General features: G+C 71.1%; 17 protein-coding genes. 7 read left to right on the top strand and 10 right to left on the bottom strand.

Features of this window, described 5'->3' with window-relative positions:
- Positions 1–36 precede the first annotated feature (36 nt).
- Genes ACN267_RS04845 through ACN267_RS04835 form a run of 3 tightly spaced genes read left to right on the top strand, consistent with a single transcriptional unit; the run spans position 37 to position 3259 of the window.
- Entirely contained in the window at positions 37–1359 is a 1323-nt protein-coding gene (locus tag ACN267_RS04845; RefSeq protein ID WP_204961489.1) for a hypothetical protein, read from the top strand.
- A complete protein-coding gene (locus ACN267_RS04840; RefSeq protein ID WP_204961488.1) occupies positions 1356–1679 on the top strand; it encodes a YciI family protein in 324 nt (107 codons plus the stop codon). Before ACN267_RS04845 ends, ACN267_RS04840 begins: the two co-directional genes overlap by 4 nt.
- Positions 1679–3259 carry a hypothetical protein gene (locus ACN267_RS04835; RefSeq protein ID WP_421488022.1) on the top strand — a complete coding sequence of 527 codons (1581 nt, stop codon included), beginning with the start codon at positions 1679–1681 and terminating at the stop codon, positions 3257–3259. The genes ACN267_RS04840 and ACN267_RS04835 overlap by 1 nt, the downstream gene beginning before the upstream one ends.
- Before the next feature lie 43 nt (positions 3260–3302).
- Here ACN267_RS04835 and ACN267_RS04830 read toward each other — a convergent pair whose 3' ends face one another.
- The 8 genes from ACN267_RS04830 to ACN267_RS04795 form a co-directional block, all read right to left on the bottom strand.
- Positions 3303–3740 carry a cold-shock protein gene (locus tag ACN267_RS04830; protein ID WP_204961631.1) on the bottom strand — a complete coding sequence of 146 codons (438 nt, stop codon included), beginning with the start codon at positions 3738–3740 and terminating at the stop codon, positions 3303–3305.
- A 158-nt stretch (positions 3741–3898) separates the two neighbouring features.
- The gene (locus tag ACN267_RS04825) at positions 3899–5644 is read right to left on the bottom strand and encodes an acetyl/propionyl/methylcrotonyl-CoA carboxylase subunit alpha (RefSeq protein WP_204961486.1); all 1746 of its coding nucleotides are present in this window, start codon (positions 5642–5644) and stop codon (positions 3899–3901) included.
- Between the two features lie 23 nt (positions 5645–5667).
- A complete protein-coding gene (locus ACN267_RS04820) occupies positions 5668–5949 on the bottom strand; it encodes a hypothetical protein (RefSeq protein WP_204961485.1) in 282 nt (93 codons plus the stop codon).
- Positions 5946–7523: an acyl-CoA carboxylase subunit beta gene (locus ACN267_RS04815; RefSeq protein WP_204961630.1), complete on the bottom strand. Its 1578-nt coding sequence runs from the start codon at positions 7521–7523 to the stop codon at positions 5946–5948. Before ACN267_RS04815 ends, ACN267_RS04820 begins: the two co-directional genes overlap by 4 nt.
- An 86-nt stretch (positions 7524–7609) precedes the next feature.
- Positions 7610–8578, bottom strand: a complete 969-nt coding sequence (locus tag ACN267_RS04810) for a beta-ketoacyl-ACP synthase III (RefSeq protein WP_204961484.1) — start codon at positions 8576–8578, stop codon at positions 7610–7612.
- The gene (locus tag ACN267_RS04805; protein ID WP_421488021.1) at positions 8575–10350 is read right to left on the bottom strand and encodes a fatty acyl-AMP ligase; all 1776 of its coding nucleotides are present in this window, start codon (positions 10348–10350) and stop codon (positions 8575–8577) included. Before ACN267_RS04805 ends, ACN267_RS04810 begins: the two co-directional genes overlap by 4 nt.
- Positions 10351–10566: 216 nt before the next feature.
- Positions 10567–10965 (bottom strand): YybH family protein, encoded by a 399-nt coding sequence (locus ACN267_RS04800; protein WP_281896287.1) that lies wholly within the window; start codon positions 10963–10965, stop codon positions 10567–10569.
- A gap of 41 nt (positions 10966–11006) precedes the next feature.
- On the bottom strand, positions 11007–12179 hold the full coding sequence (locus tag ACN267_RS04795) for an acyl-CoA dehydrogenase family protein (protein ID WP_204961482.1): 1173 nt from the start codon (positions 12177–12179) through the stop codon (positions 11007–11009).
- A 767-nt stretch (positions 12180–12946) separates the two neighbouring features.
- Here ACN267_RS04795 and ACN267_RS04790 point away from each other — a divergent pair.
- On the top strand, positions 12947–15100 hold the full coding sequence (locus ACN267_RS04790) for a BTAD domain-containing putative transcriptional regulator (RefSeq protein ID WP_204961481.1): 2154 nt from the start codon (positions 12947–12949) through the stop codon (positions 15098–15100).
- 102 nt (positions 15101–15202) lie between these two features.
- On the opposite strand, the gene ACN267_RS04785 is transcribed toward ACN267_RS04790, so the two are convergent.
- Complete coding sequence (locus tag ACN267_RS04785) at positions 15203–15502, bottom strand: winged helix-turn-helix transcriptional regulator (RefSeq protein ID WP_421490388.1); 300 nt, start codon at positions 15500–15502, stop codon at positions 15203–15205.
- A 185-nt stretch (positions 15503–15687) separates the two neighbouring features.
- A complete protein-coding gene (locus ACN267_RS04780) occupies positions 15688–17232 on the bottom strand; it encodes an aspartate aminotransferase family protein (protein WP_307821457.1) in 1545 nt (514 codons plus the stop codon).
- Between the two features lie 299 nt (positions 17233–17531).
- Between ACN267_RS04780 and ACN267_RS04775 the strand changes: the two genes are divergently transcribed.
- The 3 genes from ACN267_RS04775 to ACN267_RS04765 all read left to right on the top strand — a co-directional run bounded on the left by ACN267_RS04775 (position 17532) and on the right by ACN267_RS04765 (position 20491).
- A complete protein-coding gene (locus tag ACN267_RS04775) occupies positions 17532–18032 on the top strand; it encodes a flavin reductase family protein (protein WP_281896275.1) in 501 nt (166 codons plus the stop codon).
- A 126-nt stretch (positions 18033–18158) separates the two neighbouring features.
- Positions 18159–19040, top strand: coding sequence for an NAD(P)-dependent oxidoreductase (locus ACN267_RS04770; RefSeq protein ID WP_204961478.1), 882 nt, complete (start codon positions 18159–18161; stop codon positions 19038–19040).
- A gap of 200 nt (positions 19041–19240) precedes the next feature.
- A complete protein-coding gene (locus tag ACN267_RS04765) occupies positions 19241–20491 on the top strand; it encodes a cytochrome P450 family protein (RefSeq protein WP_281896273.1) in 1251 nt (416 codons plus the stop codon).
- The last annotated feature ends 32 nt before the right edge of the window (positions 20492–20523 follow it).

Here is a 20523-nt window from a genome sequence, read left to right as displayed (position 1 = left end):
ACCCACCAGGGCAGCGGCACACCACGTGGAGGCATTGTGATCGGCATCATCGGCCCGGAGGACTCGATCCGGCTCGTCCGGGAGGTCGCGGCCGGGGAGGGCCGCGCGGAGTCGATCACCACCCGCGCGTACACCCGGCCGGAGCAGGCCCCCGAGCTGGCCCGCGAACTCGACGAGATGTGCCAGGTGCTGCTGTTCACCGGACGCATCCCGTACACCTTCGCCACCGCCACCGGGGAACTGCGCGCCGAGATCGACTACGTCCGGCACGCCGGCATCGACCTCTACCGCACGCTGTCGCGGATGCTGCTGGCCACCGGCGGGCGGCTGCCCCGGGTCAGCGTCGACACCATCGAGGCGGAGACCGTCCGGGAGACGTACCACGACATCGAGGTCGAGCCGCCCACCGAGATCCTGCCCATCGCCGACTCGTCCGGGCTGCTCTTCTCCGGCCTCGACGAGATCACCGCCTACCACCGGGAACGGTACGCCTCCGGCGCGGTCGAGGCGTGCCTGACCTGCCTCGGCGCGGTGCACCGGGACCTCGCCGACAGCGGGGTGCCGGTGTGGCGCGTCGAGCACACCCGGGCGTCGGTCCGTGACGCGCTGCGCCGGGCCTGGCTCGCCGCCGAGGTACGCCAGTCCCGGGCCACCCAGATCGCGGTGATGATGGTCGACCTGGGCGCCCCCACCCAGCGGGCACAGGACCCGTACCAGGCCGAGCGGCAGCGGCTACGGGTCCGCGAGGCGCTGCTGGAGCACGCCGAACGGATGCGCGGCCGACTCGCCACCGTCGACGACCGGACGATGATCATCACCACCACCCGGGGAACCGTGGAGAGCGCCCTGGCCCGGCACCGCGACGGGCACGCCTCGCTGCTCACCCTGCGCGGCATCGACGTCGAGCACGCCGTCGGCTTCGGCGCCGGCACCACCATCGCCGCCGCCGAGGACAACGCCCGCAAGGCCCTGGCGCTGGGCCGGCACAGCGGCGACACCCACGTGGTCTTCCCCGACGGGGAGGTCCACTCCAGCCGGCAGACCGCCGTGCGTCCCCGGCTGCGCGAGACCGGCCCGGGCATGCTGCGCGTCTCCGAGCAGCTGCGGATCGGACCGCTGTCCACCCGACGGCTGCTGGAGGCGCTGCACCAGATGGACCCCGACCAGATCACCGCCCGGGGCCTCGCCGACGCGTACGGGGTGGAGGCCCGCTCGGCCCGCCGGCTGCTCAACGCGCTGCGCGCGGCCGGCTTCGCCGAGGAGGTCGGGGTGCACGTCAGCACCGGCGCGGGCCGCCCGCAGACCGTCTACCGGGTCGCCATGCAGCGGCTGCTCGGCGCGATCGGAGCCGACAGGTGAGCCGCCCCGCCACCGGGGAGCTGCTCTTCGTACCGACCTACCTGGTCACCGCCACCTTCGCCGCCGACGCCGCGCTCCGGCGGGACCCGCACCGGGCCGCGCACCTGGCGCACATGCGCGACCTGCTCGCCGACGGCACCGCCCTCGTCGTGGGGGCCCGCGCCGACCTGCGCGCCTCGGTGCTGGTGCTACGGGCCGCCGACGCGCCCGCCGCCCGCGCCCACCTCGAACAGGACCCCTACTGGCGGCACGGGGTGTGGACCGCGATCGACGTGGTCGACTACCTGGCCGCCACCGCACCGACCATCGGGAGGTCATGATGTCGTCGTTCCGAAAGCTTTCCGGGGTCCGGGTGCTCGGGGCCGAACACGCCCCGTTCGCCGCCGACCTGCTCCGCGCGGCGTGGGGCGAGGGCGGCGTCGACGCGGTGCCGGTCCGGCTCGTCGCCGACCCGGCGCTGCCCGAGGGCGGCCACCGCGTCGACGTGCCGGAACAGGGTGAGATCCGGCTCGTCGGCGACCCGTTCGCCGGCCTGGTGTACGCCGCCCGCGCCCTGCTCGCCGCCGCCACCCCCGCCGGACTGCCGGTGGGCAGCACGGTGAGCGCCCCCGGACTGCCGCTGCGCACCCTGTGGACCTGGGACCACTCCACCAACTGGGACACCCGGCAGCTCGGTCAGCAGGAGATCGGCGCGCTCAACCCGTACGCGAAGTCGGCCGACGCGTTCGGCGCGGACTACCGCCGCCTGGTCGACTTCTGCTCCCGGGAACGCATCGGCGGCATCGTCGTGTACGGGCTGCTGCGCGACGCCCACGGCGGCGTCACCGCGGCCCGTGACCTGTGCGAGTACGCCAACGCCCGGGGCGTGCGGATCATCGCCGGGGTGGGGATCAACGCCTACGGCGGGATCTACTTCGACGGCCGGCACCGCTACAACCTGGCCACCTGGCTGCGGCAGCGCCCCGACCTCGCCGCCGAACTGCCGAAGAAGGTCGGCTTCGACATCGACGAGTTCGGTGACCTGCACTTCCCGGCCAGCGAGTACATGATGGCGGCCTGCCCGTCCCAGCCGGACAACCTGGCCTGGCACCGCGACGCCATCGACTGGCTGCTCGACACCCTGCCGGTGGGCGGGATCAACTTCGAGACCGGCGACTACGGCAGTTGCGCCTGTGCCCGGTGCTCCGCCCGCACCGGCGGCGAGCGCACCTCCTGGTCGTACGAGGCGATGCGGTCGGTCTACCCGACGCTGCTGGCGACGGCACGCCGGCCCGGCCCGGCCGGGGTGCCGCTGCGCCACCTCGTCGAGGTGTACTGGGACAACATCTTCGACCTCGACGCCCAGAAGCCCCTGGCCGACCTGCCCGACGACGTCGCCTACCAGTACTGCGTGAACCGGGCCTTCTGGTACGACCAGCGGGACCGGTTGACCGCCGCGCACGTCGAGCGGCTCCCGCACACCACGAACGTGCTGCGCACCCACGCCGGTTCGCAGTGGAACCGGCAGCGCCACTCCTGGGTGCCCGAGATGTACTCCGACATGGCAGCCCGGTCCGGTTCGGCCGGGATGCGCGGGTTGACCATCTTCGCCGAACCGTCCGCCTACCACCCGACCAACGAGATCAGCTACCTGGCGTACGCCCGGTTCTCCTGGAACCCGGGGCTGGCCTGGGCGGACTTCTGGCGCGACGAGGTCGCGCCCCGGTTCGGCGGTGCGGCCGAGGCGGAGGCGTTCCGCGACGGGGCGGCGCTGCTCGACGACCCGGCGGCGAGCGGTACGGCGCTGGCCGCCGTGTCCGCCGACGCGCTGGGCATGGTCGCGGCCACCAGCGGCGAGGTGCGGCGGCGGTGGCTCTGGCTCGCCGAGCGCACCTCGCGGTACGCCTACGCCGCCGGCTGACGCCGGCACGGGCCCACCGGGGGTGGGCCCGCACCGGACGGGGTCAGTCCTCGATCCACCCGTGGGAACGGGCGAACTGGGTGAGGTGCTGCCGGATCTGGCTGATCTGGGCACCGGTGAGCGTCGGCACCTGCTCCACCAGCAGTTCCGTGATGTTGGACCGGAAGGTGAAGGCGGTCAGGACGTCGCACTCGTCGTCGTCGCCCCGGTCGGTCACCGGTAGCCGGGTCACCGTCGGCGCGGCGGACGCCGACGGGCGCGACGCGACCGGGGCCCCCGGGTTGAGCAGGCGCGCGTAGAGCGCCTTGATCCCGCGGTTGCCCTCCACCGACTCGAACTCCACCCGCATCCCGGGCGCGACCGACGGACGCTGGTCGCCGAAGTCGTTCGCGTGCACGAAGACGTCCTCACCACCGCCCTCCGGGCTGATGAAGCCGTACCCCTTCACGTCGTCGAAGCTGAGAATCGTACCGACCGCCACCGCGACCACCACCCCACGAACAAGAGCCACCAGAACAGAAGAACCACCGCAACGGGAACCAGCTTAGGGGCACCGTCATCGGCGCGGTACCCATGGTAAGGGAGGCCCGGTCCCCCACCGCACCGGTCGCGCAGCCACCGCCCGCCGAACACCACCGGTCAGTCGATGACCTCGCAGATGACGCCGTCGGCCGGCAGCACCGCGCCCACCTCGACCTGCATGTTCTTGACCACACCGGCCCGGTGGGCCAGCACCGGCTGTTCCATCTTCATCGCCTCCAGCACGACCAGGAGCTGGCCGGCCTCCACCGGTTCGTCCTCGACCACCGCGATCCTGACCACGGTGCCCTGCATCGGCGCGGTCACCATGCTGCCCGACACCGCCGGACGGGCCTGCGCGACGCTGCGCCGACGGGGCCGCGCCGGCGGGGCCGACCCGGCGGGCGTCGCCGCGAGGGCGGCCGGCAGCGACACCTCCATCCGCCGGCCGTTGACCTCCACCACCACCTGCCGGCGGGCGGGCTCCTCCGTCCCGGCGGCGGTCGGCCGGTCGTGAGGCTCCAGCCGGTTGTCGAAGTCCCGCTCGATCCACTCGGTGTGGACCAGCAGCGCGGGTCCGGCGAAGGCCGGGTCCTCGACGACCGCACGGTGGAACGGCAACGTGGTGGCCAGGCCCTCCACCGTGAACTCGGCCAGGGCGCGGCGGGCCCGTTGCAGGGCCTGGTCCCGGGTGGCGCCGGTGACCACCAGTTTGGCCAGCAGCGAGTCCCAGGACGGTCCCACGGTGCTGCCGCTGCGTACCCCGGTGTCGACCCGGACGCCGGGCCCCGAGGGGGGTACGTAGGCGGTGACCGTGCCCGGGGTCGGCAGGAACCCGCGCCCCGGGTCCTCGCAGTTGATCCGGAACTCGATCGAGTGGCCCCGGGCCGGCGGGTCGTCGTACCCGATCGGCGCACCGTCGGCCAGCCGGAACATCTCCCGGACGAGATCGATGCCGGCCACCTCCTCGCTGACCGGGTGCTCGACCTGGAGCCGGGTGTTGACCTCAAGGAACGAGATGCTGCCGTCGCTGTCGACCAGGAACTCGCAGGTCCCGGCACCGACGTAGCCGACCTCGGCGAGGACCGCCCGCGACGCCCGCCGCAGCTCGGCGTCCTGCTGCGGGGTCAGGAACGGCGCGGGCGCCTCCTCGACCAGCTTCTGGTGCCGGCGTTGCAGGGTGCAGTCGCGGGTGGAGACCACCACGACCGTGCCGTAGCGGTCGGCGAGACACTGGGTCTCCACATGCCGGGGACGGTCGAGGAAACGCTCCACGAAGCACTCCCCCCGCCCGAACGCGGCAACGGACTCGCGGACGGCCGACTCGAACAGCGCGGGGATCTCATCGAGGGTACGGGCGACCTTCAACCCCCGACCGCCCCCACCGTGCACCGCCTTGACCGCGACCGGCAACCCGTGTTTCCGGGCGAACGCCAGCACCTCGTCGGCGGAGTCGACAGGCCCCGGCGTACCAGGCGTCAGCGGGGCGCCCACCCGGCGGGCGATCGCCCGCGCGGCGACCTTGTCGCCCAGCGCACGGATGGCCGCGGGCGGCGGCCCGATCCAGGTCAGGCCCGCCGCGAGCACGGCCTCGGCGAAGTCGGCGTTCTCGGACAGGAAGCCGTACCCCGGGTGCACCGCGTCCGCGCCGGCCAGGGCGGCGGCCCGCAGGATGCGGTCCGGGTCGAGATAGCTGGTCGTCGGGGTGTCCCCGCCGAGCGCGTAGGCCTCGTCGGCCAGGGCGACGTGCAGGGCGTCCCGGTCCGGGTCGGCGTAGACCGCCACGCTCGCCAGCCCCTCGTCACGGCACGCCCGGGCCACCCGTACGGCGATCTCGCCCCGATTGGCGATCAGTACCTTGCGCACGCCTGCTCCCCTCGTCGATGTCCTCACCGGGCACCCCGGCGCCAGGCGGTCGCGCTGCGGTCCACCGGCAGGGACCGGCGCAGCACGGCGACCCGGGCCGCCCGTACCCGCTGCGGGGGCCGGTCGGCGGGCGGCGCGGCCAGTGTCTGTACCGCCACGAGGACCGCCACGATCTCCTCAGGCGTCGCGTCGGCCCGTACCGTCAGGTCCGCCCGGTCCCCGGCGGGCCGGTCCGGCCGCCCCGGACCGTGCCCGGGCCGTGCCCCCTGCGGGTACCGCCCGCCACGGAGGTCCCGCCCGGTCACAGCGGGATGTTCCCGTGCTTGCGGGGCAGCCGGTCGACCCGCTTGTCGCGCAGCGCACGGAGGGCCTCGACCACCTGGGTACGGGTCTCCCTGGGCAGGATCACCGCGTCGATGTAGCCCCGCTCGGCGGCCACGTAGGGGTTGCACAACGTCCGCTCGTACTCCGCGCGCAGCCGTTCCCGCTCGGCCCGGGGGTCGGCGGCGTCCCGCAGGGTCCGCCGGTGCAGGACGCTGACCGCCCCTTCCCCACCCATCACGGCGATCTCGGCGGTGGGCCAGGCCAGGTTGATGTCGGTGCCGAGATGCTTGGAGCCCATCACCCCGTACCCCCCGCCGTAGGCCTTGCGGGTGACCACGGTGACCATCGGCACGGTGGCCTCCGCGTAGGCGTAGATCAGCTTCGCGCCCCGCCGGATGATGCCGCCCTGCTCCTGCTCCAGGCTGGGCATGAAGCCGGGGACGTCGACGAAGGTCAGCACCGGGATGTGGAACGCGTCGCAGGTGCGGATGAAACGGGCCGCCTTCTCGCTGGCGTCGATGTCGAGCACCCCCGCGAGTTGCATCGGCTGGTTGGCCACCACGCCGACGCTGTGCCCGTCGACCCGGCCGAACCCACAGACGATGTTGCGGGCGAACAGCGGCTGGACCTCCAGCAGCTCACCGTCGTCCAGGACCGCCCGCACCACCTGCGTCATGTCGTACGGCCGGTTGCGGTCGTCGGGGATGAGCGTGTCCAGGGCGGCGTCGGTTTCGGCGGCGTCCGCGCGCTCCGACACGGCGAACACCGGCGGGTCGGTCATGTTGTTCGACGGCAGGTGCCCGAGCAGCAGCCGGACGTACTCGAACGCGTCCTTCTCGTCGGCGGCGAGGTGGTGGGCGTTTCCCGAGATGGTGTTGTGGCTGTGCGCACCGCCCAGCAGTTCCCGGTCCACCTCCTGCCCGGTGACCGTACGCAGCACCTCGGGGCCGGTGACGAACATGTGCGAGATGCCGTCCACCATCACGACGAAGTCGGTGATGGCCGGCGCGTACACCGCACCACCCGCGCACGGGCCGGTCATCAGGGAGATCTGCGGAATCACCCCGGATGCCTGGACGTGCCGCTTGACCAGCTCGGCGTAGTAGGCCAGCGACACCACCCCCTCCTGGATGCGGGCACCACCCGAGTCGTTGATGCCGATGATCGGTGTGCCGGTCCGCAGCGCGAGGTCCATCACCTTGATGATCTTCTCGCCGTACACCTCACCGAGGCTGCCGCCGAAGACCGTGAAGTCCTGGGCGAACAGGTACACCCGGCGACCGTCGATGGTGCCGTGACCGGTCACCACCCCGTCGCCGTACGGGCGCTCCCGCTCCATCCCGAAGCTGTGGCAGCGGTGTCGGGCCAACGCGTCCAGCTCCACGAAGGAGTCCGGATCGAGGAGCGCCTCGATCCGCTCCCGGGCCGTCAGCTTGCCCTTGTCGTGCTGCCGTCGCACGGCCCGTCCGTCGTCCGGGTGGTGGGCCGACTCGCGGCGGCGGACCAGCTCCGCGAGCCGCCCGGCGGTGGTGGTCGAGCCGTCGTCCGTGCCCAGGGCGTCGGAGGACCGCCCGGTCGCGGTCGGCCCGGTCGACGTCGGGTCCGGCGCGGTGCGTCCCGCGCCCGGCTGTGGTGTCGCGTTCACGGCAGCGTCACCACCTGGGCGGCGTAGGTGAGCCCGGCGCCGAAGCCGACCAGCAGGGCCGACTCCCCCGCCGCGACCGCCCCCCGGGACAGCAGGTCGTCCATGGCCAGCGGAATGGACGCCGCCGAGGTGTTGCCGGCGTGCACCACGTCCCGGGCCACCACGGTGCGCGGACCGAGCCCCAGGGCGCGCGCGGCAGCCTCGACGATCCGCAGGTTGGCCTGGTGCGGGATGAACGCCCCGAGATCGTCCGCCCGTACACCGGCGGCGGCCAGCGCCCGGGTCGCCGTCTCGGGGACCAGCCGGGTGGCCCAACGGAAGACCTCCGGCCCGGCCATCCTCATGTAGGGCCAGGCCCCGCCGTGCCGCCACGCCCCGTCGTGGGCGATCATCTCGTGGCGTTCCCCGTCGGACCCCCAGACGACCGGCCCGATCCCCCGGTTCTCCGCCGGCCCCACGACCACCGCGCCGGCCCCGTCGCCGAAGAGGAAGGCGGTGCCCCGGTCGTCGGGATCGACGATGTCGCTCATCCGCTCGGAACCCACCACCACGACCCGGTCGACCTGACCCGAGCGCACCATCGAGTCGGCGACCGCCAGGCCGTAGCAGAAGCCCGAACAGGCGGCGTTCAGATCCAGCCCGGCGGCGTTACGGGCCCCGATCAGGGTGGCCACCCTCGGGGCGGACGGTGGTGACTGTTCGAGGATCGACATGGACGCCAGCACGACCGCGTCCACGTCCCGGGGATGCGTCCCGGACTGCGCCACCGCCTTGCGGGTCGCCTCCGCCGCCATCCCGACGATGGTCTCCCCGTCGTCGGCGAAGCGCCGCGAGACGATGCCGGACCGCTTGCGGATCCACTCGTCCGAGGAGTCGATCCGGGCGCAGATCTCGTCGTTGCCGACCACCCGGCTCGGCCGGTACGCACCGACACCGAGGATCGCCGACCCCCGGAGCCCGCTCACCTGTGGGCTCCCGTCGTCGGCACGGCGTTGACCGGCAGCGCGACCAGTGTGCCCTCCTCGTAGCGCCGACGGCAGGCGCGCCGCTGCACCTTGCCGCTGGAGGTCTTCGACAACGCGCCCCGGCGCAGCATCAGGATCTCGTCGGCCTCCAACCGGTGCTTCTCCCAGATCGCCGCGCGCACCAGTTCCCGGGCCGCCGCGAGGCCGGGCGAGCGCAGCACCCGCCCGTCCACCTCGATGAGCACCACCAGCCGCTCGGAGGTGCCGTCGTCGACGGAGAACGCGGCGGCGCAGTTCGGATGCAGCCCGGGGACCGCCTGCTCCGCCGACTCCTCGATGTCCTGCGGGTAGTGGTTGCGGCCCTTGCGGATGATGACGTCCTTGAGCCGGCCGGTGACGTACAACTCGCCGTCGTGCAGGAAGCCGAGGTCGCCGGTACGCAGGTGCGGGGTGTCCGGATCGTCGAGCAGGCGGGCCCGGAAGGACTCCTCCGACAGTTCCTGACGCCCCCAGTAGCCGCCGGCCACACAGGGGCCACTGACCCAGATCTCGCCGACCCGGCCGGGCGGGCACTGCGCGCGCGAGGTGGGGTCCACGATGCGTACCGTGGTGGACGGCACCGTCGCCCCGCAGCTCACCGCAGGGACCGGGTCGACCCGCGGTCCGTCGGCGAGGGTGACCACCCCGTCGGCCAGCGCGCCCGGATCGACCCAGAGGACCTTCGGGGGGCGGTGCTGGCTGCTGCCGGTGACCTTCAGGGTGTTCTCGGCCAGGCCGTAGCCGGGACACATCGCCTCGGCGGAGAATCCGTGCGGGGTGAACGCCTCGACGAACGAGGTGAGCGTCCCCCAGCGGACCGGCTCCGCCCCGTTCGCGGCGACCCGCCAGCGGGACAGGTCGCCAACCGCACCCGTGCCGCCCTCGGCAGCGGCGCGCACGCACAGCTCGTAGGCGAAACTGGGGGCCGCGGAGTGGGTGCCGCCGAACCGGGCGATGGCTTCGAGCCAGCGTGCGGGCCGGCGGATGAAGGACTCGGGTGCCATCAGGAACGACGGCACCCCGGCCCACAGCGGCAGCACCACACCGAAGAGCATCCCCATGTCGTGGAACAGGGGCAGCCAGTTGACCACCTTCCCGTCGGGGGCGAAGGGCCACAGTTCGTCGGTCTCCCGGGCGTTGTGCATGAAGTGCCGGTGGGTCACCACGACGCCCTTGGGGTCGCCCGTCGAACCCGACGTGTACTGGAGCAACGCGATGTCGTCAGGTCCGGGCGCGACCGCGCCCCAGTCGGGCGGCGGCGGCGCGGACGGGGCGTCGTCCGTGGCGACGAGGGCGAGTCCGGCCAGTTCGGGTGCGTCGCCGAAGCGCGACTCAAGGTCGGTCTTCACCGCCAGCGTGGTCAGGACCGTGGTGGTACGCGCGTCGTCGGCGATGCGGCGCAGCCGGGCCAGCCCGTCACGGCGGCGGGGCACCTGCATCGGGGCGCTGGCCACCCGCGCGGACATGCAGCCGAGCAGGGTGCGGATGAACTCCAGGCCGGAGGGGTAGAGCAGGACCGCCCGCTGGCCGGTCAGCCCGAGGGCCGCGAACCGGGCCGCCCGGGCCGTCGCCGCGTCGTGGAGCTGCCGGAAGGTCAGGGTCTCCTCGGGTTCCTCGCCGTCCCGCAGGAACACGTACGCGGTCGTGTCCGGCTCCGTGGCATCACGGAGTCGCAACACGTCCGGCAGGGTCCGGGTCTCCGGACCGGAGGGGTGGAGCAGGCTGCTAGCCATCGTCTGCGTCTCCTTGTCGCGCCGGGACCGTCACGCACTGCCACGGCCACGGATCAAACGGAATCGCCATCGCTTCGGGCGACGGGCTGTCCACACGAGCGAATGCCTTCCGCGACCGCGGTAACGTCGAAGTCACCGAGAATTCTCCGTAGGCCACCTGCGGAAGCGGCCCGGCCCCGGACGGACCACCTCCGGCGCCGGGCCACCCGTGAATTCTCAGGAATGATCTTCGGACGGCACCGGACGGTCCACGGCCAGTCGCCAGTCGCCTTCCTCATTGCGTACGAGCACATCCGTGCAGGTCCCGTTGATGTGCGTCATCTCACCGTCCGGCCCGGGGATGTCCAGGCTGTAGTCGACGATCAGAAGGGACGTGTCGGAGGTGGTGTAGGTCTGCAGGACCTTCGAACGAATCCTCGGTCCGGTGGCGAGGAAGTCGACGAAGAAATCCGTTCGGGCCTTGCCCGACAGCGGTGCGCCGGAGATGTTCGAGACCGCATCCTCCGTGTACATGGAGTCATAGAGCGCGCCGTTTCCGGAGTTGAACACCTTGACGAACAGATCGTTCTGCAGGTCGGGGTCGTCGGGAATGGTGGAGTCGACGAGGTTGTCCACGGTTTTCCTCCTGGGCTTGTCGGTGGCCGCTGCGCGGGGCGTCAGAGCAGCGGGGTTTGCGGGTCAAGGCCGAGGATGACCCGGCCCTGTACCTCCAGATTGGTGCTGAGCAGAATCCAGCCGTGCAGCGCGAGGCCCTGAATGTCGTGGTGGAACCGCTGCAACGGCACCGCCCGCTTGATCACCGACGCGCCGCTGGCGTTGTAGAGGATCTCCACCGCCTCCTTGGCCTGCTGCGCCGCGTAGGCACTGTGGCCACGGATGGCGGCCCGCTCGGCAAGCGTCAGTTCCTCGTACCGGTCGGCCCGGTCCTGGAGGAGGCCGTACATCTGCTGGCACAGCGCCTCGGCGGCCGCGATCCGGCTGGCGGCGGCACCGAGCTGGATGTGGGTGAGCGGATGCTGGCTCTGGTCGGTCCACTGGGTCTGGCTGATGCCGCGCCCGGGCAGCCGCTCCAGGAAGATGTCCAGCGCACCCCGGGCGATGCCGATGAACGTGGCCACCGACTGGGCGAACAGGAAGCTGTAGAGCCCGTACCCGCGCCCGGGTGGCGGCGGCGGCAGTTCGATTCCGGCGGCCATCGCGGCCTCCGCCTCGGCCGGGATGACGACGTGGTGGGCCGGCACGAAGACGTCGGTGGCGGTCGTGGTGGAGCTGCCTGTCGCCGTCAGGGAGGACGCGACCCAGTCGTCGGCGATGGCGAACCGGTCCATCGGCACCAGCGCGATGGCCTCGTCGGTGGTGCCGTCCGGACGCTGGACGATCGCCAGCATCATGTTCCAGTCCGCGCCGCGGCAGCCGGAGTTGAAGCCCCACGTCCCGTTGAGCACGTACCCGTCGCCGCTGGGCACGAGCGTGCCGGTCGGGCTGAATCCGCCGGAGATCCGGACCCCGGGCCGGGTGAAGATGTCGTCCTGCAGTTCCTCGGGGAACAGGGTCACCATCCAGGCACTCGACGCCCAGACCATGGAAACCCAGCTGGACGAGGGGCAGCCACGGGCGATCTCGGCGAGCACCTCCGCCTGTTCGGCCAGCGACAGGTCGAGCCCGCCGTACCGTTGCGGAGTGGCCATCGCGAAGACACCCGCCTTCTCCAGCAGGGCGAGGTTCTCCTCGGGCAGCCAGCGCCGCTGCTCCGCCTCCAGGCCGTTCTCCCGCAGCTTGGGTACGATGTCGCGTACGGCGGCGAGCACGTCATCCTTGGCTTGTTGCATTTACATCCCTCGAATCGTTACGAGATGGTTAAACCGCAGCAGGAATCCGCATGGCGGTAGCGGGAGGCCCGCCTCAGCAAGCCTGTAGAATTATTGCAGGACAGTCCTGTACTGTCGGTAATCAATCGTTCATTCTCGATGCCGATGAGGTGCAGGTGGATGTCCGGTTACCTAAGAGTGGACGTCATCGAGAAACTGGATCCGGGCGCTCACCAGCGGCAACCACGCACACGGCGCGGTGGCGATGAGCGGGTTTCAGCCCCGCACCCGGCAACCTGTTTACTTACCTAGAAGTAAGCACTTACCTCCAGGTTGCCACTGACCTAATCTTTATGGGTGCGACTGCGGCCGAGCCGTAATGAGGGCGGGGATTGTAGCACGTCAGATTTTGGCCAACTGCTGCCTTCTCCACCAGACCTGGCCACACAGCATCGCCCCGTCGGAGCTTCGACCGAGACCGCGCCTGCTCCGACTGACGTCGGACGGCTGCCTTCACCGCAGAAACAGTCATCCGACCCACACCCGCGAGCCTTTTACATGGGGGCAATGTGCAGTTCCGCGTCCTCGGACCGCTGGAAGTGATAGATGAGGAACACTCGCTTGTCCTGGGAGGAACAAAACAACGGGCCACGCTCGGTTATCTGTTGTTGCAGGCCAATAGGTCTGTCGCCACCAGTCAACTGATCTCCGCGCTCTGGCCCGATGACGACGCGCCGGTCTCAGCGCGGAAGATTCTGCAGAACGCTGTCTGGAGCCTACGCCGACGGGTGCTCCAACCGGCCCCGGGCAGCGACGTACCCAACCTCCTGACCAGGTCACCCGGCTACCGGCTCGTCGTCGACCCGGAGAGCGTCGACCTGCACCGGTTCCAGCGGCTCGCCGAGGCGGGGAACCGTCGGCTCAGAGCCGGCTCACCGGAGGCCGCCGCGGTCGCGCTGCGCAACGCACTGAGCCTCTGGCGGGGCCCGGCCCTGGCGGACCTCGCGGAGGCCGGCATCGTCTGGCCGGAACTGGGCAACCTCCACAATGCCCGGATGGACGCGCTCGAAGACTACTTCGACGCCGACATCTCCTGCGGTCGATACCAGGGGGTGATCAACGAACTCGGCAACGACCTCGACGGCATCGCGCTGCGCGAGCGGTCCTGCCGGCTGCTGATGCTGGCGCTGTACCGCTGCGGCCGGCAGGCTGACGCCCTGAACGTGTATGCCCGGGCCCGCACCATGCTGGCCGAGGAACTCGGCCTGGAACCCGGCCGGGAGCTGCAACTGCTGCAACAGGCGATCCTCAACCAGAGTCCCGAGCTCAACCTGGACGACACCAACCAGTTGGCGACCCACGGGCTACTGAGCGTGCCGCCCGGTCAGGTCATCGAGGTCCACCGCAGGGCCGACCCCGAGCCGATGGGCGTCCGACGCAGGGCCGCCGCGTTCGACGGCCCGGCTGCACTCGCGTCACCGGCCCGGGCCTCGGCCATCGTCGAGGAGCCGCCGGAGCCGCTGCGCAGCGAGCGGCGGAAGGTCAGCGTCATGCTGATCCGCAGCCACATCGACACCGGGACCACCAGGCTCGACGCCGCCGCCCTCGACAGGCTGCTGGAGGGCGCCAGCCAGTGGATACGGGAGACGGTGGAGCGGTTCGGCGGATCGGTCTCCACCACCATCGGCTCGGTCACCGTCGGGCTCTTCGACGCCGACGGCGCCCGGGGCGACGACGCCGAGCGGGCCGTCCTGGCCACCATGGCCATCCGCAACCGCTGGCACCCGGTGGAGACGCCGGCAGCCGGCGACGTACCACCCAACGGCCACCGGGTGTCCTTCCGCGCCACCGTCGTCACCGGCGAGGCGCTCATGCCGAACCGGCCGGACGGCCCGGCCGGAATCTGCGGGACGCTACTGGACCGTTCCCAGGCGATGCTGCTGCGCACCGGGGAGTGTGAGATCCGGGTCTGCGCCACCACCCGGACGGACACCGCGTCCATCATCGACTGTCAGCCGACCGCGGACCCCGGGGAATGGCGGGTACGCGGCTTCCGACCCACCTCCATCGGGTTGGACACGATCCCCACCGTGGAACGCGGATTCGAGCTCGACCTGCTCGGTGGGCTCCTGGACCGGGCCCGCCACCGGCGTACGCCGCACTTCGTCACCGCCCTCGGCGAGCCCGGCAGCGGCAAGACCAGATACCTGGCGGAGCTGGAGCGGATGTTCGGTCACCGGGTCCACCTCGCGCACGTCTGCGCCGACCCGGCGGAGCTGCCGGGGCGGGACGGGGTCTTCGCCGTCCAGGCCGCGCTGGTCCGCGCGCTGTGCGAGATCCGGCCGACCGACGCGCCGGAGCGGGCTATGGAACGGCTGACCCGTACGGTACGCCGGCTGGCCGACAGCGACGAGCACGCGGACCGGGTGCTGCGGTGCATCACCCCGTTCGTGGCCGACGAACCCGTACCCGGCCTCGCGGTGGACGTACGCGAGGATCTGGCACGGTGGGGCAACTTCCTGGAGGGGACACCGCTCGACCGCCCGGTGCTGCTGCTCATCGACGACCTGCACCGCAGCGACGACGACCTGCTGCTCATGGTCGACGGTCTCGCCGACTTCATCGGAGTGCCGCTGCTGGTGGTGGCCGCGGCCACCCCGGAACTGCTGCAACGCCGCCCCGACTGGGGACGGGGCAAGCAGAACTTCACCACCATCACCCTGGAGGCGTTGTCCGACGCCGCGATCGACGAACTGGTCGACTTCGTCCACTCCAGCTCGCCACTGCAACCCCGCGAGTCCACGCACTGGTTCCGGCGCGCACTCAGCGTGATCAAGGGCGACCGTCCCGACGAACTACGCGGTTACGTCAGATCCCTGCTGGCCACCCGGTCGGCACGGCACTTCCTCAGTGGATACCCCTCCGGTGCCCGGTCGATGTGACCCCGCCCCGCCGCGGCAGCGGTCGGGTGGCGGCTGCCGACCGGGCCACCACTGTCGAGGAACCGCCACCCGGCGCGGGCCGGGCCTGTCCGCACCTGGTGGTCAGCTGTCGCGCGGCACGGGCACGGGCACGGCCCGGGCCGGCAGGTATTCCCGACCCCACGCCCCGAGCGGCTTGAGCGCGTCGTTGAGTGCCTGCCCCCGGTCGGTCAGCGAGTATTCCACCCGCATCGGCAGGTCCTCGGAGGCTTCCCGACGGACGATGCCGTCGGCCTCGAGTTCGCGCAGGTGTTGGAACAACACCTTCTCGCTCACTCCGATGAGCCTCCTCAGCTCACCGAACCGTCGATGGCTGTCACTGAGGGCCCATAGGATGACGACCTTCCACTTGCCGCTGATCACCTCGATCGCGGCATCCAGACCACAATGTGTCGGCCGCACCCTGACACTCAATTCATTCACTCCCCGACCGGCCGGCGGCACTCTCCCCGTGAGTTCCGGTGTCCGTAGAGTCTAGCGCGCGAGAGTCGTACGGTCGCGCTGTGTTGCGGTGAAAATGACGACACGTGACGATTTCGCCGCACCCCTCACCCCGCCCCACCACCCATCAGGGCCTGCTCGTCCTGGTCCCGCAGGGCGACGCAGAGCGCCTCCAAGGCGACCCGGAGCCGCTCGATGTCGGCGTCGGCGAGGTTGAGCGACGGCTCGAACCGCAACGTGTTCGCCGCGCTCGCGGTGGGGAACGTGCGGATCCGGTGCACCCGCAGCAGGTAGCCCGAGATGACGTAGCCCAGCATGCCGTTGGCGGAGGCACCGGCGATGGCCGGTGCGGCGGAACCGGACTGGTCGTCGAACTCCAACCCGAGCATCAACCCCCGCCCCCGGACCTCGCGGACCACCCCGGGGAAGCGACGGCGCAGGTCGTGGAAGATCTCGGCCAGCTTCTCGCCCTTCTCCTTGGCACGCAGGTAGGCGGCACCGTTCTCCGCCTCCAGCAGTTCCAGCACCCGCGCGGTGACCGCGGTGGACAGGCCGTCGCGGGCGAACGTGGAGCTGTGCACCAGCGCGAAGTCGCGACGGTAGCGCCGCTGCGCGACCAGGGTCACCGCCGTCTTGGTGATACCGCCGCCGAGGCCCTTCGCCAGGGTCAGGTAGTCGGCCGCGAAGCCGATCTGGGAACTGGCGAAGAACGCGCCGGTACGCCCCAGACCGCTCTGGATCTCGTCGACGACGATCGGGCAGTCCAACGCCGCGCACCCCTGCCGGATGCGGTCCGCCTGGGCCGGCGTGACCACCCGGATGCCGCCCTCACCCTGGATGACCTCCATGACGAACGCCGCCACCACCGGGATCGGGCGCTCGACGACCACGGCGACGCCGTCGACGACCCGGACGTCCCGCAGGACGGTGCGGGTCTCCTCGGCGATGCGGTCGAACGCGTCGAGGTCGTCCAGGGACACGAACCGGGCGGCGGGCGCGAGGCCGGCGAACGGGGTGCGGTAACTCGGGTTGTGGGTCAACTGCACGCTGCCGACCAGCTTGCCGTGGAAGGAGCCCGCCAGGGCGACGAACACCGGCGGTCGTGCGGCGGCCTCGGCGTTGTCCCGCCGTAGTCCGGACAGGACGGTGGACAGGTCGGCCCCGGACCCGGGCGGCGGAGCCACCGTCTGCGCCTGGGCGGCCACCTCCGCGATGTGGGCCTCCACCTCGTCGAGCAGGGAGCGCACCCGCAGCACCCGGTCGAACTCCGCGTGCTTGAGCGCCACCTCGATCGACTCGGCGCCGCTGTTGGAGAAGATGGCGAAGTAGCGCTCGTCGGTGCCGAACTCACGGCCGACGATGTCGTTGAGCCGGGCGGCGATCTGGTCGACCGCCGGCTGTCGGGACGCCTGGGCGAGCACCGGACGGCGTTCGCTCAGGAAGGTCACGGCGGTGTCGACGAGCGCGGGATGGTTGTGACCGAGGACCAGGGCACCGTAGCCACCGGCATAGTCCACCACCGTCTCCGGCGTGCCGTCGGGGCCGACGTACCGCAGGGTGTCGCCCTCGGCCCGGGTGTATTCGACATTGATGCCGAGCATGTTCAGCAATTCCTGCATCGCTGGCTCGGCGAGGGTCTGCTCTGGTGTCACGGATTGCATGCCGGTTCCGGTCCTGTCGTCGGTCGATCGCACCTGGACGGCTGCCGTTTTCGCAACCGCAAACAGGTTAACGCCACCCGACGGGGCGGCCCTCAATAGGCGGTAACGCGCCGGTAACCTACGACCACACGCCGACCGGCCACCGGAATTACCATTCGATGAACCCGACGTGCGCCCGGCTGGTTAACGTGAGCCGACAGGTGCGTTGTTCGATCCGCACCGGACCGGCACGCCGTCCGGCCGACCGCGCAGACGGGAGGACGTCCATGCACCGCTCGTTGCGAGAGGTGATGGCCCGCTTCGCCACGGGGGTGACGGTTGTCACCGTCGGAGGCGACAACCTGCACGCCATGACGGCCAACGCCGTCGCCTCGGTCTCACTGGACCCACCGCAGATCCTGTGCTGCGTGGCGCACAGCGCGGTCATGCACAAGGCCATCTCCGCCGCGGAGCACTTCGCGGTCTCGGTGCTCGGCGCAGACCAGGAGCACCTGGCCCGTCACTTCGCCGACCGTCGCCGGCCCCTGGGAGCGGCCCAGTTCGAGAAACTGCCGCACCGGCCGGGACCGGCCTCCGGCGCACCCCTCATTTCGGGTGCCCTGGCCTGGCTGGAATGCCGTTTGTTCGAGGCCCACGATTCCGGCGACCACACCATCTTCGTCGGTTCGGTGATCGGCGCGGAAATCGGCCACGACGGGGCTGGTCTGCTGTTCTTCGGCGGTGCGTTCCACAGCATCGGCAGCACTTCGGCGGCGGCGACGACCGACAACCGGTCACATACTTTGCAGTAAGTACTTGAGTGCCCACATGCCGGCGTCTAGGCTCCAAAAGTGGCATCGGCGATGGCGGGCGCTTTCTGCGTGGCCAGCACCGACAGTCTTTTTGCCTTTTCAGGAACACAGAGGAGAGTGGCACTGGTGTCCGAAGAAAACCGCGTACCCGTCTCGGTGATCGGCCTCGGAATGATGGGGGCGGCACTGGCGGGCGCATATCTCAGGGCCGGCCACCGCACGACGGTGTGGAACCGCTCCGCCAACAAGGCGGACGCACTTGTTGAGCAGGGCGCGAGCCGTGCGGACACGATCGCCGACGCGGTCGCCGCGAGCGACGTCCTGGTGGCCTGCGTGGTCGACTACCAGACCCTGCACGAGATCCTTGAGCCGGTGAAGGAGTCGCTCAACGGCAAGGTCATCGTCAACCTGACCTCCGGCGTGCCGGAGGACGCCCGGGGCGCCGCGCAGTGGGCCCAGTCCCTCGGCGCGAAGTACCTCGACGGTTACATCATGACGGTGCCGCCGGCCGTCGGGCTCCCCCAGACCCTGCTGTTCTACGGCGGCTCGAAGGAGGTCTTCGACACCTACGAGTCGACCCTGAAGGTCCTCGGCGGCAACAGCATCTTCCTGAGCGAGGACCCGGGGGTCGCCGGCCTGTACGACCTCTCGCTGCTCGGCATCCTGTGGTCGTCGCTCGCCGGCGCGCTGCACGGCTTCGCGATGCTCGCCAGCGAGGGCATCCCGGCGGCGGCGCTGACGCCGTTCGCCGAGTCCTGGATCACCCACGTGGTGCTGCCCAGCATCAAGGGGGCCGCCCAGCAGGTCGACGCGGGCCAGTACGCGACCACCATCTCCACGGTGGGGCTGAACGCGGTCGGTCTGGCCAAGATGGTGGAGGCCAGCAAGGGCCAGGGACTCCGGCCGGACGTGATGATCCCGATCCGGGACATGCTCCAGGAGCGGGCCGACAGCGGGCACGGCGACGAGGCGCTGGCCAGCCTGATCGAGGTCATCAAGAAGCCCTGATCCAGCTGCCGCACGGTCGTTTCTGACGCGCCGGGCCCGGGACGCCTCCGACGGACGGCCCGGGCCCGGCGCGTTCTCCCACCGGTCATCGGCGCACCAGTGCACCCACGGAGAGCGATCGATGAACTGGGGATTACACCCTGCTCCATAGGGTCGATCCGCCCGGTCACCATCCATCGATCCATCTCGGGAGGATTGCGATGTCCGACGAACGATGCCCTTACACGATCGACCCGACCGGCACCGACCTGCACGGCGAGGCCGCCGCGCTGCGCCGCCGGGGGCCGGCGACCCAGGTGGAACTGCCCGGCGGTGTCGTCGTCTGGGCGGTCACCGACACGGCGCTCATCAAAGCGCTGCTGACCGACCCCCGCGTCTCCCGGGACACCTACCAGCACTGGCCGGCCTGGGAGAACGGCGAGGGCGAGTTGGCCCGGACCTGGCCGCTGGCGATGTGGGTCGCCGACCGAAACATGATCACCGCGTACGGCGCCGAGCACAGCCGACTCCGCCGGCTGGTGGCCAAGGCGTTCACCGCCCGCCGGACGAACGCGCTACGTCCCCGGATCGAGCAGATCGTCGCCACCCTGCTGGACTCGATCGCCGCGCAGGGCAAGGACGGGCCGGTCGACCTGCGGGCCGAGTACGCCTACGCCCTGCCCACCTGGGTGATCTCCGAACTGTTGGGCGTCCCCGACGCCATCCGGGACGAGTTGCTGGACATGATCGGCAGGTGGCTGACCGGGGCGATCTCGCCCGAGGAGGCGCCCCTGCTGGAAGAGCGCGTCTACACCGTGCTGGCCCGGTTGGTGGAGCAGCGGCGGCAGAGCCCCGGCGAGGATCTGATCAGTGGGCTGATCGCCGCCCGGGACGACCGGGACGGCCCGGGTCTGACCGAGCGGGAACTGGTCGACACCATCCTGCTGACCTTCACCGCCGGCCACGAGACGACCGCCAACCTCCTGGACCAGGCGATCTTCGCCCTGCTCAGCCACCCGGAGCAGCGTGAGCTCGTCCGGTCCGGCGCGGCGAGCTGGGACGACGTCATCGAGGAGACCCTGCGCTCGGAAGCGCCCTTCGCCAACCTGCCGATGCGGTACGCCGTCGAGGACTTCGAGCTGGGCGGGGTGAAGTTCACCAAGGGCGACGCCATCATGATCTCGTTCGCCGGCTCGGGTCGGGACCCGAAGGTGCACGGCGAGGACGCCGACGTCTTCGACATCACCCGGGCGACCCGGGGTGACCACATCGGATTCGGCCACGGGGTGCACTACTGCCTGGGCGCGCCACTGGCCCGGTTGGAGGCGCGCATCGCCCTGCCGGCGCTGTTCGAGCGGTTCGCCGGGCTACGCCTGGCCCGGCCGGCGGACGAGATCCCCCGGTTGACCTCGTTCGTGTCCAACGGGCACCAGGAACTGCCGGTCCTGCTCGATCCCGTGCCGGTCGCCTGAGCGGCACGTCGGCCCCGGACCGCCGCACAACG

The organism is Micromonospora sp. WMMD734 (genome assembly GCF_049178975.1).
In the GTDB taxonomy this organism is placed as follows: domain Bacteria; phylum Actinomycetota; class Actinomycetes; order Mycobacteriales; family Micromonosporaceae; genus Micromonospora; species Micromonospora wenchangensis.
The sequence above is the reverse complement of the archived record's forward strand: the minus strand, read 5'-3'. Positions and strand labels throughout refer to the sequence as shown.